A 14,172-nucleotide genomic window follows, 5' to 3' on the forward strand; every position below is an offset into this window, starting at 1 on the left:
CCACAGGGGCTCGCAGAGCTACTATTTACCATAGAGGCACAGAGAAACACAGAGGCTTACATTATATTTGGTTATTCACCTATCCGTCTATCAAGTAAATCTCTGTGAGTCTCTGTGCCTCTGTGGTATACTAGTTCTATATCTCTGCAGTGGTTCTTTTTTCACTAATCGCCCGTCCTATGGCCGCATCTAAGTCGGCGAGGAAGTCATTTAGCCTGTGCTCCGGTATGCGTCCCCCTCCGGCCTGGGGGTGGCCGCCGCCGTGGCCGCCGAATTTGACGGCGGAGTCGTTGAGGAGCCGGTTCAGGTCGATACCGTCTTCCGCTCTGACACTGAGGTCGTACATGTGATGTGACGGCCTGAGTTCAGCAGATATTCCCACCGGGGTATTTCCGTAGATGCGGGCATAGATAGCTGCCTTAGATATGAACCCGGCTGCGTCCACCACATAGGATAGGTTATTCAGCCTGACGACGCTCTGCGCCACCCTGGTTCGCAGGCCCTCCTCAAGGCGGGAAGCGGTGACCGCTTTTTTCACCAGGCCGTCGATGTCTGACGGAATGATGTTTTTCGACAGCCTGAACACCAGGTCTCGTTTGCTGTCGAAATTTTTGCGGTCGATCTCGATGCCCTGGGACAGGGTGCCCGAATGGTAGTACAGGCTTCGCTTATCCCACCGGGTGACAAGCTCCTTAGCCAGAGGAGTATTATCCCGGAAGTCAGCGATTGCTCCGTACATGGCCACCCTGCTCATGTCAGGGCTCAGCTTATCCTTAAACTGCCAGTAGGTAAGCAGTGAGCCGCAGGCATCCTGATCGTGGACGAGCCATGGCGCGCTGAAGCCTTCGGGCAGCGGGTGGTGATCGATGTAGATCAGTTCCCGCTTTGCGGCTAACTCGTTCATTCTTTTCCTTAGCGCCCCGGAAGTCGAGATGTTGATCGCAATGTCGCAAATGATGACCCGGTCATATTCTTCAGCTTCCTCGGCATCGTCGATCACGGAGACGGGGCTGGTAAAAAAGACTGTGGGATCTTCGCTTGCCGCCACCGCCAGCGCCCCGCTGCAAATACCATCGGAATCGGCATGGGTCAGAATGAGTGTCGTCATCGTCATCCATATGGCGGATTAGCTCGAGGCTACATATCCATTATTGCAGGTCTCGCCGGATGAAAAAGGTGCAATGCGTCGTGGATTATGCAGTATCTTACAGCACTCTTACAACACTCGCCCGACGCCCTTGCTCTTTCCCTCGCGGAAAATGAATTTCTGCCCGGGCTCGACGACGTAAGGCCGGAACTTGAACCGCATCCGGGCTTTGCCATGCTGGCCGGCCATCATGTACCCGGCATCGAGGCCGACGACTTCGATGGCTTCGCATATGGTCTCAAGGTGGATGACTGGCTCGTACCCTATACCAATCCGGGTCGGGTGGTTGAGAATCAGGATCTCGGCGTCGAACTCCCGGGCGGCCTCGGGCATATTTTTCGACAGCATCATTCCCCTGACGACCTCGTGGGGCTTGATGCCCTTGATCGCTACGCCGACGATGTCTCCGGCCACGCCTTTGTTGACCCGGTAGTGATGCATTTCTATGGACTGCACCTTTACCTTGACAAATGCGCCTTCCTTTGTGGGGCCGAGGAACAAAATGTCGTTCGGGACGACCTCGCCCTGCTTGATCGTGCCGCTCACCACTACTCCCACGCCTTCCACCTGGTAGATGCGGTCGATGTACATCTGGAAAGGCTCCTTGGAGAGCAGGTTCCGCTTGGGCAGGCTGAAAATGAGCTGCTCAAGCAAATCGTAGCCCTCTCTGGTGACCGACGAAGTGTGCAGGATAGGCACGACGATGCCTTCAGGCGCCTTGTCACTCACAATGAAAACGTCGTCCGGTGTCTTGACCCGGAAGGGCACTCTGCCTACAAGCTTCAGCGCGTTGTGGATGCTGGCTTCCGTCTTCTTGATCTGCTCCGGAGTCGCGACGTCGACCTTGGTGAGAGCGATGATGACAGGCAAATCCATGGCCAGCAAAATGCCGAGGTGCTCTCTCGTAATGTGAGTCACGCCGTCGTCTGCAGCTACGACAAGTAGCCCGTAGTCCAGCTTCTGCCCGACGATGCCCCGGATGGTCGTGCGCAGCCAGGGCTCATGGCCCACAGTATCTACAAAGGAGATGATTTTGTCTGACTCTGCGACTACGTTGGCGCTTTCTTTCTTGTTCAGCGGGTTGTTCAGGTGGATGACGCTGTCTCCCTTGATGCCGTAGACTGCGTATGAAAGATCCGCTGACAGGCCTCTGGAGATCTCGTGGGGCAGCACGTCGAGAAAGATGCGGGTCCTGCCTGCCCCGTCGTCCGACCTTCCCGTGACCAGCGCGCCCACCAGCGTGCTCTTGCCGTGGTCGACGTGGCCTGCGGTGCCGATCAGGATATGCTCGGAAGACTTTGGAGTGCTCTCTATCGTAATGAGGCCGACCAGGCCGCCGTTAACCTGGTACTCCTCCCGGCCGGTGACCCTTGCCTCGATCTCGGCGGCAATGCTGTCCAGCACCAGCACGGTTTCCTCGAACTCCTCCCGGGTGATGCCCTTCATATTGCCCGCATCTGTCACCCCGATAACGTAAACTGCGCTCCCGTTGCCTGCTATGACCCTGTGCTTCATCTGGCAGGCCAGCGTCTCCATGCGCCTGGAGTTCAGGTGAGTCTCCCGGTTGAGGAACTCCTTGAACTCTATGTTGTCTGTCTCTCCGGCAGAGATCAGGGCCTCCAGTTCGAGCTTGTTCATATTAAAAGTTCATTAAATATCCTGCCGATATAATCTTTGTGTATATAAATGTACTAAAGGTCGCAAGCACGACCGATCATAGCAAAGTGCGCAGCGGCTTTCAAGCCCACGTACCGTCAGCAATATTATATATAAAACATAACATTAATCAGGTGCCATTTCATGATCCTCCGCAACCTAAAAGCAGAAGGCCTCGCCCATAACACTTACTTCATCGCTTCCGGGGAAGAAGCGGTCGTCATCGATCCCCGGCGAGAGCCCGCAGACCTGCGGGAGTGCCTCGACCTCGCCCGTGAAAGTGGCGCTATTATCCGGTATATTCTGGAAACCCACCGAAACGAGGACTTCGTCCACGGCTCCCTTGAACTTGAGAAAATGACGGGTGCAACGATCTACCACGGCGCCAGCCTGCCCTTCAAGTACGGCCAGCCGTTGCGGGATGGCGACCGGATCACTTTCGACAAGCTCAGCATTCTGACCATGGAGACGCCGGGCCATACCCCGGAAAGCCTGACCTATGTGCTGTACGACCAAAAATACCCTGACGAGCCTCTGGCCACCTTCACTGGAGATGCCCTTTTCGTAAACAGCACCGGCCGCATCGATCTGCCAGACGAAAATGAGAAGCACGTAAACGCCGGGAAGCTGTACGACTCTATCCATGGGAAAATACTGCCGCTGGGCGATCATGTGGTCATCTATCCGGCGCACGGTGCCGGCTCTGTGTGTGGCTCTGGCATGGGTGACCGGGACTGGAGCACGATCGGCTACGAGAAGCGGACTAATCCCCACCTGCAGCTCGGGCGGGACGAGTTTATCGAGTACAAGGTCGGCGAGAAGTTCGTCAGGCCGCCCTACTTCCTGAGAATGGAGGACTATAACCTGAATGGCCCGCCATTATTGGAGTCCAGGCGCGCTCCCGTCCCTCTGGGGGTACAGACTTTCGACAGGGCCATGAGACAGAAGGGTACGGAAGTAGTGGATATCCGGCTTCCCCAGGCATTCGGAGGCGGGCACATTCCCGGCTCGTACAGCATCTGGCTGGGCGGGATGGCGCTCTTCCCGGGGTGGCTGTTCGACTATGAAACCGAGCTGCTGCTGGTGCCATACGAGGATGAGGACGCGTGGAAGGCCGACAGGCTCCTGTGCAGGATCGGCTTCGACCAGGTATACGGATACCTCGCGGGCGGCTTCGAGCCGTGGCAAAACGCGGGCATGCCGATAGAGTTCACAGGAGAGCTTCCAGTCGATGCGCTCAAGCCCCTGATGGACACCAGCGACATCCGGCTGATCGACGTAAGAGAGCCCCGGGAGTGGCAGAACGGCATAGTACCGGGGGCCCTGCTACGATATGTGGGACACCTTAAAACAGATCTGCCTGACGTGCCCCGGGACCGGCCTGTCGCGGTAATGTGCTCTGTCGGCCACAGGGGGAGCCTGGGCGCCAGCATTCTTCAGAAAGCCGGTTACGGGCAGGTGTATAACGTGCCCGGAGGGTTTACAGCATGGAGAGCGAGAGATTACCCGGTGAAGCCTGCGAAATAACTTGATCTGCAGTTCCCATCTAGATTTATATACCAGCCCGTATATGGTAATAGCCATGAAGACGAAAGTGCTGACACACCAGGGAGTAAACGTATACCGGGTGAACGTGCGTGGCCAGGTGTTCTATAAGAGCGACCTGGTCTACGGAGAGGCAGTCGTCGGCAGGACCACAGACGAGGTGGTCAAAAAAATATCGATCAAGCTGGCGGCGGGAGATACCAGGGTACATGTGGCTACCCATGAAGGTGTCAAGATCTACCAGGTGACGGAGGGCGGAAAAAGTTATTTCTTAAGCGATCCGGTCATGGATGAGACAATCACCGCGGACACAATCGATGAGGTCGCCCTGCAGATCACCAGAAAACATGCCATGGTGGGCGGATTCTAAGGTCCGCTATCATAGGCTGGCCTGGTTTTAACGGCCAGGATCCGTCCGGCGGAACTCAAATCATTAACTAATTAACTGATCAACTGCTATAATAATCTGGTTTACCGATATGGCTACGTCTGAGAATAGCAGCGGGATAATATCTTACCTGTACGACCATAAATGGCCGATTGCTGTGACTATAATAGTCTTACTGATCGTCGCTGCGGTCGCCTTCTTCTTCAGGCCTTTGCTGGACGGCGTCGTCTTCGGGGTCTTCTTTGCCTACGTGACCCGGCCGATCAAGGACTTCCTCCGCAAATATACAAAATATGCCCCCATGCTGGCGACCTTTTGCATCCTGTTACCGGTCATAGCGATCTTCTCATTCGCCGCCATAGAACTCAGGAACCAGATCTCCTGGTTCTCCGATCACGGAAACGAGGCGCTGGCGCAGGTCAACGCGGCACTCGAAGCTCTCGGCGTCCCGGCAGAGCTGGTCGTTCAGCTGAATGACGTTCTGATGAACATCTCTCAGTACGCTTTTGCGTTCGCAGCAACCGTGCCCATCAGGGAAACCTTTACCTCGCTACTGTTGCTGGGCACCAACGCGCTGGTATCGATCTTCGTCTGCTACTACCTGCTCAAGGACGGCGACAGGATCATCAGCACTATAATGAGCCTGACGCCTGCAAGGTTCCAGCCTGCGGTCAGCTTTTTTACAGTTGAAGCTGATCGCATTCTGTTCGGCATATACATAGGCACTTTCTATACGGCGCTCTTCATCGCCACGATGTCGGCCGTGTTATTCTTCCTGTTCAGCGTCCCGTATCTGGCGCTATGTACGGCTTTCGTCTTCATAGCGGCGATGGTTCCGATCCTGTCGGGCATGATGGTGTTCATACCGGTCGCCGCATACATGTACATTTACCGGGATCCGGCAATAGGAATCCTTTTCTTCCTGTCGGCCATCATATTCGTCTACCTTCCCCCGGACTTCCTCATCAGGCCGTACCTGATCAACAGGGCATCCAACATCCACCCTCTCCTGATCATCATGTCCTTCATCGGCGGAGGGCTGGCAGGAGGACTTTCAGGCTTTTTCGCGGCCCCGCTGGCCGTGGGACTGCTGATCGCCGTCTACCGCACCTACCTGAAATATGGTGAGGAGTGCAAATGAGTTCCTGTCCCATATGTAGTACACCTATGAAAAAAGAGCGAAGAGAAATCCGGAAAGGCATTTTCGCCCAGGTGGAAGTATGCCCAAAATGCGAAGAAGAATGGGTGGACGAGAAAGGATACGATGAAATATACAGCCAGATGTTTACCCGGAAAACCTTTAAGATCGGCGGAAGCCTGGCCGTCAGGATACCGGTAGAGCTGGCCAACATCATCGGCCTGAAGGAAGGCACTGATGTCAGGATCGATGTGAAAGACAAGAAACTTGTGATTGAGCCGATCACTTGATCAAATATTTTCGCCTCGCTTAATCTTCGCGCTTATCTATCCCCCGGCCAGATTTACTCTACGGAGGTATAACATGCGCACGACATCGTCGGCGACATTGTCGGCGACAGGCATGATTGTAGATCTGTGGCACAGGCCATCGACCGATTCACAGCACGGCGCCTACCTGCTCTGGCTGCGGACGGCGGACGGCATCATATGCGTCGAAGACCGGGAGTTCCGCCCATCCTTCTCCGTCATCCCGTCTACTCAGGCCCGGCTGGTGGAGCAAGTCGTGGCGCAGCACGAGAACGTCGCCCGGGCCGAGACGGCCTGCCGGTATCCGTCGATCTATGCGGCGGACCAGGTTCCTGTGATAAGGGCCTTCATGCTGGACGAGCGCCGGGCGGAGGAGACCATGCGGGAAATCCGGGCCCGGGCGCCTGCAGAGGTCCGGTTTGCAGAGTGGAAGCTGCTGCCTGAATTGCAGTGGTACTACCTCCGCCGGATACCGCCGCACTCGCTCGTCGCGATCGAGGCAGAGGGCGGCGTCCTGCAGAGCATCGAGTATATCGGCCCGGCCGATTCCGAAGCGTTGAAGGTGATGGCTATTTACCCTGCCTTCACCACCAGAGTGCCGGCGAACTGCCGCATCCAGTCGATCACCCTGCGCTATGGCAAGGAGGAAGTAGCGATATCGGGCAGGGAAGAGGATGTGCTGGCCGAGATGCAGCGGCGGCTCGATGCCTGCGACCCGGATGCCATCGCCATCTTCGACGCCGACTGGGAAACACTGCCCCTGCTGGGGCTGCGGGCGCAGGATAACAATATGCGCCTGCGATTAGGCCGCCTGCCGGATCCCACGAAACTTTACCCGCCCCGTGGAGCGGTGCGCCACTGGCAGGCGAAGCAGGTTCGTACCCCCGGCCGCATCCTGCTCGACCTGTGGAAAGATGCAAGGACCGACGCCGACCTCAAGCGCACCGGGCTCGACCTCGACGACGTCTACGGCGCCGAGTTCCATGATCGGCAAAAGAGCCCTGCGTCGATGGTCTACGACCTGGCCAGGGAACGGCTGCCCATGCTCATGTCGTGGTGCCACCGGTGCCTGATGCCGCTGGATTCCGTATGCAGGGAGAAGCACGGCTTCATGAACGCCTCCTCGGTGAATTCCACCCTCATAGAGTCCACGGTGATACCGGACGAGCCGGAGTACCCCGAGGGCTTCAAAACGCCCCTTACAGAGCAGCTAAAGGAGAACGGCGGCCTTGTAATAACACCGGAGGCCGGACTGCATGAGAACGTGGCCATCGTGGACTTCTCATCGCTATTCCCCCGGATCTTCGTCAAGCACAACATCAGCCCCGAGACGATCAACTGCAGGCACCCGGAGTGCCGTGCACACGGTGAGCGTGTCCCCTTCCTCGACTTCCACATCTGCCGGAAACGTAAGGGTGTCTACCCCGTGGTGTTCGGCAAAGTGCTCGCCGAGCGGGACGCGGTGAAGGCAAAGCTGAAAAGCCTCGACCCGGCCTCGGAAGAGTACCGGAAGCTCGAAATGCTCTACAAGTCGCTAAAAATGCAGCTGGTCAGCCCGTACGGGTACATGCAGTTCGCGCTGAACAATTTCAGGAGCGTCGACGGCAACCGCTCCATCCCGGCATACGGCCGGCACTACCTGCTCCGGGCCAGAGACATCGCCGAGGACGCGGGCTTCAATGTGATCTACGCCGACACGGACTCGCTCTTCATCCAGGGCGGAGACAGGGAATTGTACACTGCGTTCTGCAATCGCATCAGCGCCGACTTCGGCCTGGAGCTGAAACTCGAGCACGTCTGCCGGTGGGTGCTCTTCCTGCCAGAGCACCCCGGGGGCAAAAAAGGGCTGAAGAAGAAGTACTTCGCCAGTGTGGACGGGGAAGTCCTCGTCCGGGGCCTTGAGGTCAGGAGGCAGGACCGGGCGGCGATCACGAAAAAAGTGCAGGAGCACGTGCTGGAGATACTGGCCTCGGCGAACGATGCGACAGAGTTCCGGGCCATGATCCCGAAAGTCGCCGCCTACGTCCGGGGAGAGGTCGCCCGCATCCAGGCGGGCAACGTCACGCCCGAGGAACTCGCCATAGTGCGCAAGCTGTCCCATCGCCCGGAGGAGTACAAAGCGCTGCCGCATCACGCTGTCGCTGCAGAGGCTCTGGCCGCGAAGGGGCGCTCGGTGAGGGTGGGCGGCAAGGTCGAGTACATCGTCACAGGGACGAATAAGGCTACCCCGCTGGCGCTGGCCGGGAATGACCCGGAGTACGACGTCGCCTCGTACGTCGAAAACACCGTACACCCGATCTACATGCTCCTGAGGGAGTTCGGGCTGAAATACGAGGATTTACTGCCCGGGCCGAAACAGGTCGGGCTGGATGCATTTATGGGAGCTGATAGCATATGCCAGGTTTGAGTTTGATGAAGGCCCACAAGCGGTGGGAAGGGTACAGGCAGACGCTGGATAAGAAGAGAAGAGAAATCTTCGACTATATCTTTTTCGAGCTTGCCGGGCGTCGGGAGGAGACGCTGGTGAACCACCCGGACCAGAGCGAGGCGGCTATGATGAATGCGATGATCGAGATGGAAATGCGGCTGAGAGAGCTTGAGTCTAAGGTTCAAAAGTAGTACTACCGGATCGGCTCATACCCTCCGTGCCCCTTGCGCCCGCCATGTACTTTGATAGTGTTAGTAACGTGAAACGCGACGAACCGGGCATAGCCCCACTCGCGCACTCTCCGCATAGAAACGTACACCAGGGAGTCGGGATTAAAGACAAACCGCCCGTACCGCTTGATACGTTTGCATAGCTCGATGTCCTCTCCCGTAACCAGCGACTCGTCGAATCCGCCCGCCTTATCAAACGCTTCCCGGGTGACGGCAAAGTTGGCCCCGGCTACGGCCGGGTTGTTGATCCTGGCCATGAACTTCGAATAGGGCGCGTTCACGTACCTGCAAAAGCCGTTCTCAAACCTGTTTCCGTCCATCGGCATCAGGTTCCCGTACATGCCGACGACGTCTTTTTCCTCGAAGCTCGACGCGATGCTGGACAGCCAGCCGGGCGGCATGTATGTATCGGCGTCCGAAAATGCGAGTACAGGGTACTTCGCAGCTTTTGCGCCGATCTGCCTGCCACTGGCGATCGTGTCGCACTTGGGGTGCCTGATCACTAGATCGGCGTACTTATCCGCGATGGCGGCCGTATTGTCGGTACTGCAGTCATCGGAAATGATGATCTCGTAGTCCCCGCGGTAGTCCTGACAGGAAAGTGACTTCAGGCACCTCTCGATATAATTCTCTTCGTTGTAGGCCGGAATGACGACTGAGATCCCCACCATTGAATTCACCGTATCGCTGAGTGTTGCACAGGCGGATGACCTTCTCAGATCTTCTCGCCGCGCCATGCGTATAATAAATCCCATGATTAATAATCGTGCTGGTATCGGGCGGCATACTTACAACTATTTCACTTTGTAACGCTAAGTTATCTCTTGAAGTTGAGATGATGGCGAATACCGACGACAAAAAACACCGCGCTATTCTGCAGAGAATTGCCCGAAAGGCTATGCTGGAAAGGGGCCTGCTCCCGGAATTCTCTAAGAAGGCGCTGGCCGAGCTGGACCGGATCGATGCGCCCGCATCCCCGACCGGGGCATCGATACGTGATCTCAGGGACCTTCTCTGGTGCTCCATTGACAACGACGATTCGCTCGACCTGGACCAGCTTACGGTGGCCGAAGCCATGCCCTCGGGAGCCGTGAAGGTCCGGGTCGCCATCGCTGACGTGGATGCCCTGGTCAGGAAGCGGTCTGAAATAGACAACCATGCGCGTCAGAACACTACCTCTGTCTACACGGCTGCTGAAATTTTCCCGATGCTGCCCCCGAAGCTCTCCAACGATCTGACTTCTCTAAATAAGGGGTCGGACCGCCTGGCAGTCGTCGTCGAAATGGTTTTCGCCCCGGACGGAACGCTTCAGAGCTCGGACGTTTATCGGGCGATGGTGCGTAATCACGCCAAGCTTGCTTACAATAGTGTGGCCGCCTGGCTGGAGGGCACCGGGCCGGCGCCGCAGGAGCTCGTTGCCGTCGACGGCCTCGCCGAGAACATCCGGCTCCAGGACCGGGTGGCTCAAACATTAAAGGCCAACAGGTACAGGCAGGGCTCGCTTGAGCTGGAAACGATCAAGGCGCACCCGGTCTTTGACAGTGATAGGCTCAAAGATCTGGAAAAGGACGAGAGCAACCGGGCCAAAGATGTAATAGCGGAATTCATGATCGCTGCCAACGGCGTGACTACCCGATATCTTACGGCCAGAAAGTTTCCGACCCTGCAACGCGTGGTGCGTGTTCCTAAGCGGTGGGGCCGGATTGTCGAGATTGCGGCAAAGATGGGCTACCGGCTGCCCAGGAAGCCCGACTCGGAAGCCCTGGAGCTGTTTCTGGCCTCGGCCAAAGCTGCGGACCCCATTCGCTTCCCCGATCTTTCGCTCAGCGTCATCAAGCTGCTGGGCTCCGGAGAATACGTCGTCCAGCGGCCGGGAGAGCGCCCGATCGGGCACTTCGGCCTCGCCGTCAGGGACTATAATCATTCCACTGCCCCGAACCGCCGGTACCCGGATCTGATCACCCAGCGGCTGCTGAAAGCCGCCATAGCCGGATCGTCTTCACCTTACAGTGTCGGGGAACTGGAAGATCTGGCGAGGCACTGCACTGAACAGGAGGATGACGCCAGCAAGATCGAGCGACAGGTGGGTAAATCCGCAGCCGCCCTGCTGCTGGAATCGAGGATCGGCGAGCAGTTCGATGCAGTCGTCACCGGTGTCACAGATCACGGGACGTGGGTCCGGATCTTCAATCCCCCTGTCGAGGGAAAGCTGGAGCATGGCTACGAAGGCGTGGACGTAGGCGACCTGGTCCGGGTGCAACTGATAGGTACGGACGTGGAGCGCGGGTTTATCGATTTCAAGAGGGTGAAGACTGGTAAACTGCATGGGCATAGGGACCACTCTGTGCTGGAGACCGGGCCAGGCACTTTACAGTAGTCCAGAACCGGGATCTGCTGAACAGGCTAAACCTGGCGGCCAAAGAAGTGTCCAGGCAGATGGAAATGGAGAATTTCAAGGAACTGGGGAGCGATGAGACGTACGACTGCCTGCACGGCGCTCGGACGCTGGTCATCGTCTCGGGTGACAGGACCTGCCCTGTCCCCCTCGATGCCGACTGGGCTGAGTTGAGTAAAGAGCTGAAACTACCGGAAAACTACCGGCCTTACGATTCGGCCGTGTTCGGGTATAAGAATGGGCCTGCTCCTGAAGCGCCGGAGAGGAAGCCTGATCTTATCACCTATATCAGATAATTTTTTTATATACAGTCAATGAGTGGTAAGCCGTAACCGCTCTTAACTACTTTTTTCTAAAATATTTACTTCCTTTATGACGCCGCAGATCAGCTGTCAGTCCGCTTTGTCATTCAGGTCGATGGTGAGCCTGTAAAACCCGGGCGGCATCTCTTCCGGCACTGTCACGTAAAAGTCCTGCACGACCTTTTCACCAGTCTTGAGCTCGAGGTTCAGGTCTGTCGTATAGTCTACCGGGTAGTCGATCCAGAACCCAAAGAGCTTGGTTGCGACCTTGATGGTCAGAGTCTCCTGAGTGATGGTGTCGTTCAGGTTGATGATCGTAGCGCGTAGCCTGGCGGTATCGCCCTGATAGTAGTAGGCCTGCCCGAACGTGGTCTTGTCGGGAATGATCGTGCCTTTGCCGATCCGGAGGACCGGTATGTCGGTCATCTGCAGCTTCGAGTAATCCTCGGGCTTCAGCGGCGTGATATGCTCGGTCCCGCTCGTGAACGGGTTCGGTGCCGGAGTTGCAGTAGGAGCCGGAGTAGAGGTCGGAATCGGGGTGATCACGGGAGTGACCGTCGGCGTGGTAGTCGGGGTCGGGGTTTCCGTGGGTACCGGCTCATCCGTCGGCGTCGGAGTTGCAGGGTCCGCCGGTGTCGCTGTCGGCGAGGCGGCAGGCGTAACGGTAGGCAGGATAGTAGGTGTCACTACAGGTGTGACCGTGACTATACTTACAGGCGTTGCCGTCGGATCCAGATATATGGGAGTTACGGCAGGATCTGGTGTGGCAGTCGGACCAGGTACTGTGCCCTGGGTCCAGCCAGGGTTTGGCGCCCGAGTGTTGTCCGAAGTGAGAGTCTGGTAGACACTCAAGGCTCCGACGGCTAAGGCCAGGATCATCGCTCCCATGACGGCCGTGACCAGTAGGATTGCCACAATAAGTAGAGTAGATGGTTTCTCCGGGGATGTTTTCTCGTCCAATGGATCACCACGTACTAATGATCTTTACTGCTGTGAAGCGGACCGAAAGCCAGTATGCCTTAGCCATATAAATTCCAGATGGATAAGGGTATGGCGTATTGCTTATATAACCCTGTCTGTCCTTTCTGAAACTCAGTAGTGGCTGTTCTGCTGGTGGGCGGTGTGCCGCTCAACGATCGGCGCCGCCTCTTCGAGCTTCTTCGTCTGTGCCAGGTTATACATCAGCGCGGCAGTAGTCTTGATGCCGTTGTAATAGTTCTCCAGCCGGAAGTGTTCGTTGGGAGAGTGCTCTCCATCCTCAGGATCTGCGAAGCCGATCAGCAGGATATCCTCGATCTCCAGCCATTTCTTCATCGTCAGCACTACGCCGATGCTGCCTCCCGAGCGAATGAAGACAGGCTCTTTGCCGAACCCGTACTCTACTGCAGCTTTAGCAGACTTGATCGCATGGCTGTCCTGGGAAACGATGACCGGCTCGGACGCGGCGTGTCTGGTGATCTTCACGGTAACGCCGGGCGGCGTAACTTTGCGCACATGTTCCTCAAACAGCCTGACGATCTTCTCTGCGCTCTGGTCAGGCACTATACGCATGCTGACCTTGGCGCCTGCCGTCGACGGGATGATCGTTTTGGAGCCCTCCTCCTGGTAGCCGCCCCAGATGCCGTTGATCTCCACGGTCGGCCTGGCCCAGGTGCTCTCTAAAAACGTGTATCCTTCTTCGGGCACCAGCGTGCATGCCCCGGTCAGCTCGCAGACGGATTCCGCGCTGAAAGGCAGCTCGGCCAGCTGTTTTCTCTCCCGGGTCGAGATGTCCCGTACATCATCGTAGAAGCCGGGGATCAGAGATTTGCCGTTGCCGTCCCTCATCGAACTGATGATCTGAACTAAAGCAGTGGCCGGATTGGTGATGCCGCCGCCGTAGACGCCGGAGTGGACGTCCATCTTCGGGCCGGTGACGTCGAGCTGCATGTAGACGAGGCCGCGGAGGCCGTATTCGATGGCGGGCCGGTCTTTGCTGAACTTGGCGCCGTCTGATACTGCGATGACGTCGGCTTTGAGCAGTTCCCTGTGCTGGCTGACGAACGCTTCCATGTTGGGGCTGCCCAGCTCTTCCTCGCCCTCGAAGAACAGCTTGACGTTGAGCGGCAGCTTTCCCTCGGTGGAAAGGATAGACTCGATAGCCTTGATATAAGTGAAGAGCTGCCCTTTGTCATCCGAAGCTCCCCTGCCGTAGATCGTCTCATCCCGTATTTCAGGAGAGAACGGTGGCGAATGCCAGTCCTTCACATCCCCTTCAGGCTGGACGTCGTAGTGGCCGTAGATGAGCAAAGTCGGGGCTGCAAGGTCACTGCACATTTCTGCGAAGACGACCGGGTGGCCGGGCGTCTCGTAGATCCGGCCGTTAAAGCCTAAGCGAGAAACGTGGGCGAGAAGCCACTCTGCCGCTCTCCGCACGTCTCCGGCGTGGCTGGCAGTCATGCTGTCGCTCGGAATGGCGATCAGCTGCATTAGCTCGTCCGTATAGCGTTCCATGTTGTCGTCTATGTGCCTCAAAACCTGCTCCGGTAACACTATAATATCTCCTGTTTGCCAGAATATACCCTATACTTTAAATCCGTTCTCATAAACAAATGCCCTGTCGCAACCATAGTACCGGGAACAACTGCCACCACTC

The 14,172-nt window shown here is 57.0% G+C and carries 13 protein-coding genes; 8 read left to right on the top strand and 5 right to left on the bottom strand.

The window, feature by feature from the left end; genetic code table 11:
• Nucleotides 1-136: 136 nt before the first annotated feature.
• Both RCI_RS02525 and RCI_RS02530 read right to left on the bottom strand, forming a co-directional pair.
• On the bottom strand, nt 137-1,114 hold the full coding sequence (locus tag RCI_RS02525) for a DHHA1 domain-containing protein (RefSeq protein ID WP_012034807.1): 978 nt from the start codon (nt 1,112-1,114) through the stop codon (nt 137-139).
• A gap of 102 nt (nt 1,115-1,216) precedes the next feature.
• Nucleotides 1,217-2,785, bottom strand: a complete 1,569-nt coding sequence (locus tag RCI_RS02530) for a GTPBP1 family GTP-binding protein (RefSeq protein ID WP_012034808.1) — start codon at nt 2,783-2,785, stop codon at nt 1,217-1,219.
• 162 nt (nt 2,786-2,947) lie between these two features.
• On the opposite strand from RCI_RS02530, the gene RCI_RS02535 reads away from it, so the two are divergent.
• The 6 genes from RCI_RS02535 (at nt 2,948) to RCI_RS02560 (ending at nt 8,801) form a co-directional block, all read left to right on the top strand.
• A complete protein-coding gene (locus tag RCI_RS02535; protein WP_012034809.1) occupies nt 2,948-4,330 on the top strand; it encodes an MBL fold metallo-hydrolase in 1,383 nt (460 codons plus the stop codon).
• Nucleotides 4,331-4,385: 55 nt separating this feature from the next.
• Nucleotides 4,386-4,718 carry a hypothetical protein gene (locus RCI_RS02540; protein WP_231844915.1) on the top strand — a complete coding sequence of 111 codons (333 nt, stop codon included), beginning with the start codon at nt 4,386-4,388 and terminating at the stop codon, nt 4,716-4,718.
• Nucleotides 4,719-4,893: 175 nt separating this feature from the next.
• Nucleotides 4,894-5,877, top strand: a complete 984-nt coding sequence (locus RCI_RS02545; protein WP_231844916.1) for an AI-2E family transporter — start codon at nt 4,894-4,896, stop codon at nt 5,875-5,877.
• 26 nt (nt 5,878-5,903) lie between these two features.
• Nucleotides 5,904-6,164, top strand: coding sequence for an AbrB/MazE/SpoVT family DNA-binding domain-containing protein (locus RCI_RS02550; RefSeq protein WP_231844917.1), 261 nt, complete (start codon nt 5,904-5,906; stop codon nt 6,162-6,164).
• 73 nt (nt 6,165-6,237) lie between these two features.
• Complete coding sequence (locus RCI_RS02555) at nt 6,238-8,589, top strand: DNA polymerase domain-containing protein (RefSeq protein ID WP_148266496.1); 2,352 nt, start codon at nt 6,238-6,240, stop codon at nt 8,587-8,589.
• Between the two features lie 5 nt (nt 8,590-8,594).
• Nucleotides 8,595-8,801 carry a hypothetical protein gene (locus RCI_RS02560; RefSeq protein WP_148266683.1) on the top strand — a complete coding sequence of 69 codons (207 nt, stop codon included), beginning with the start codon at nt 8,595-8,597 and terminating at the stop codon, nt 8,799-8,801.
• 2 nt (nt 8,802-8,803) lie between these two features.
• Here the strand turns inward: RCI_RS02560 and RCI_RS02565 are convergent, their stop codons facing one another.
• The gene (locus tag RCI_RS02565; protein ID WP_231844918.1) at nt 8,804-9,511 is read right to left on the bottom strand and encodes a glycosyltransferase; all 708 of its coding nucleotides are present in this window, start codon (nt 9,509-9,511) and stop codon (nt 8,804-8,806) included.
• 167 nt (nt 9,512-9,678) lie between these two features.
• Between RCI_RS02565 and RCI_RS02570 the strand changes: the two genes are divergently transcribed.
• Together RCI_RS02570 and RCI_RS02575 are read left to right on the top strand one after the other, a co-directional pair.
• A complete protein-coding gene (locus RCI_RS02570; RefSeq protein WP_012034816.1) occupies nt 9,679-11,217 on the top strand; it encodes an RNB domain-containing ribonuclease in 1,539 nt (512 codons plus the stop codon).
• A 59-nt stretch (nt 11,218-11,276) separates the two neighbouring features.
• Nucleotides 11,277-11,531 (top strand): hypothetical protein, encoded by a 255-nt coding sequence (locus RCI_RS02575; RefSeq protein ID WP_148266497.1) that lies wholly within the window; start codon nt 11,277-11,279, stop codon nt 11,529-11,531.
• Nucleotides 11,532-11,627: 96 nt separating this feature from the next.
• On the opposite strand, the gene RCI_RS16565 is transcribed toward RCI_RS02575, so the two are convergent.
• Both RCI_RS16565 and RCI_RS02585 read right to left on the bottom strand, forming a co-directional pair.
• A complete protein-coding gene (locus RCI_RS16565) occupies nt 11,628-12,497 on the bottom strand; it encodes a hypothetical protein (RefSeq protein WP_012034818.1) in 870 nt (289 codons plus the stop codon).
• A gap of 132 nt (nt 12,498-12,629) precedes the next feature.
• The gene (locus tag RCI_RS02585; RefSeq protein WP_012034819.1) at nt 12,630-14,069 is read right to left on the bottom strand and encodes a dipeptidase; all 1,440 of its coding nucleotides are present in this window, start codon (nt 14,067-14,069) and stop codon (nt 12,630-12,632) included.
• Nucleotides 14,070-14,172: the final 103 nt, after the last annotated feature.

This window comes from Methanocella arvoryzae MRE50, from assembly GCF_000063445.1.
GTDB lineage: Archaea > Halobacteriota > Methanocellia > Methanocellales > Methanocellaceae > Methanocella_A > Methanocella_A arvoryzae.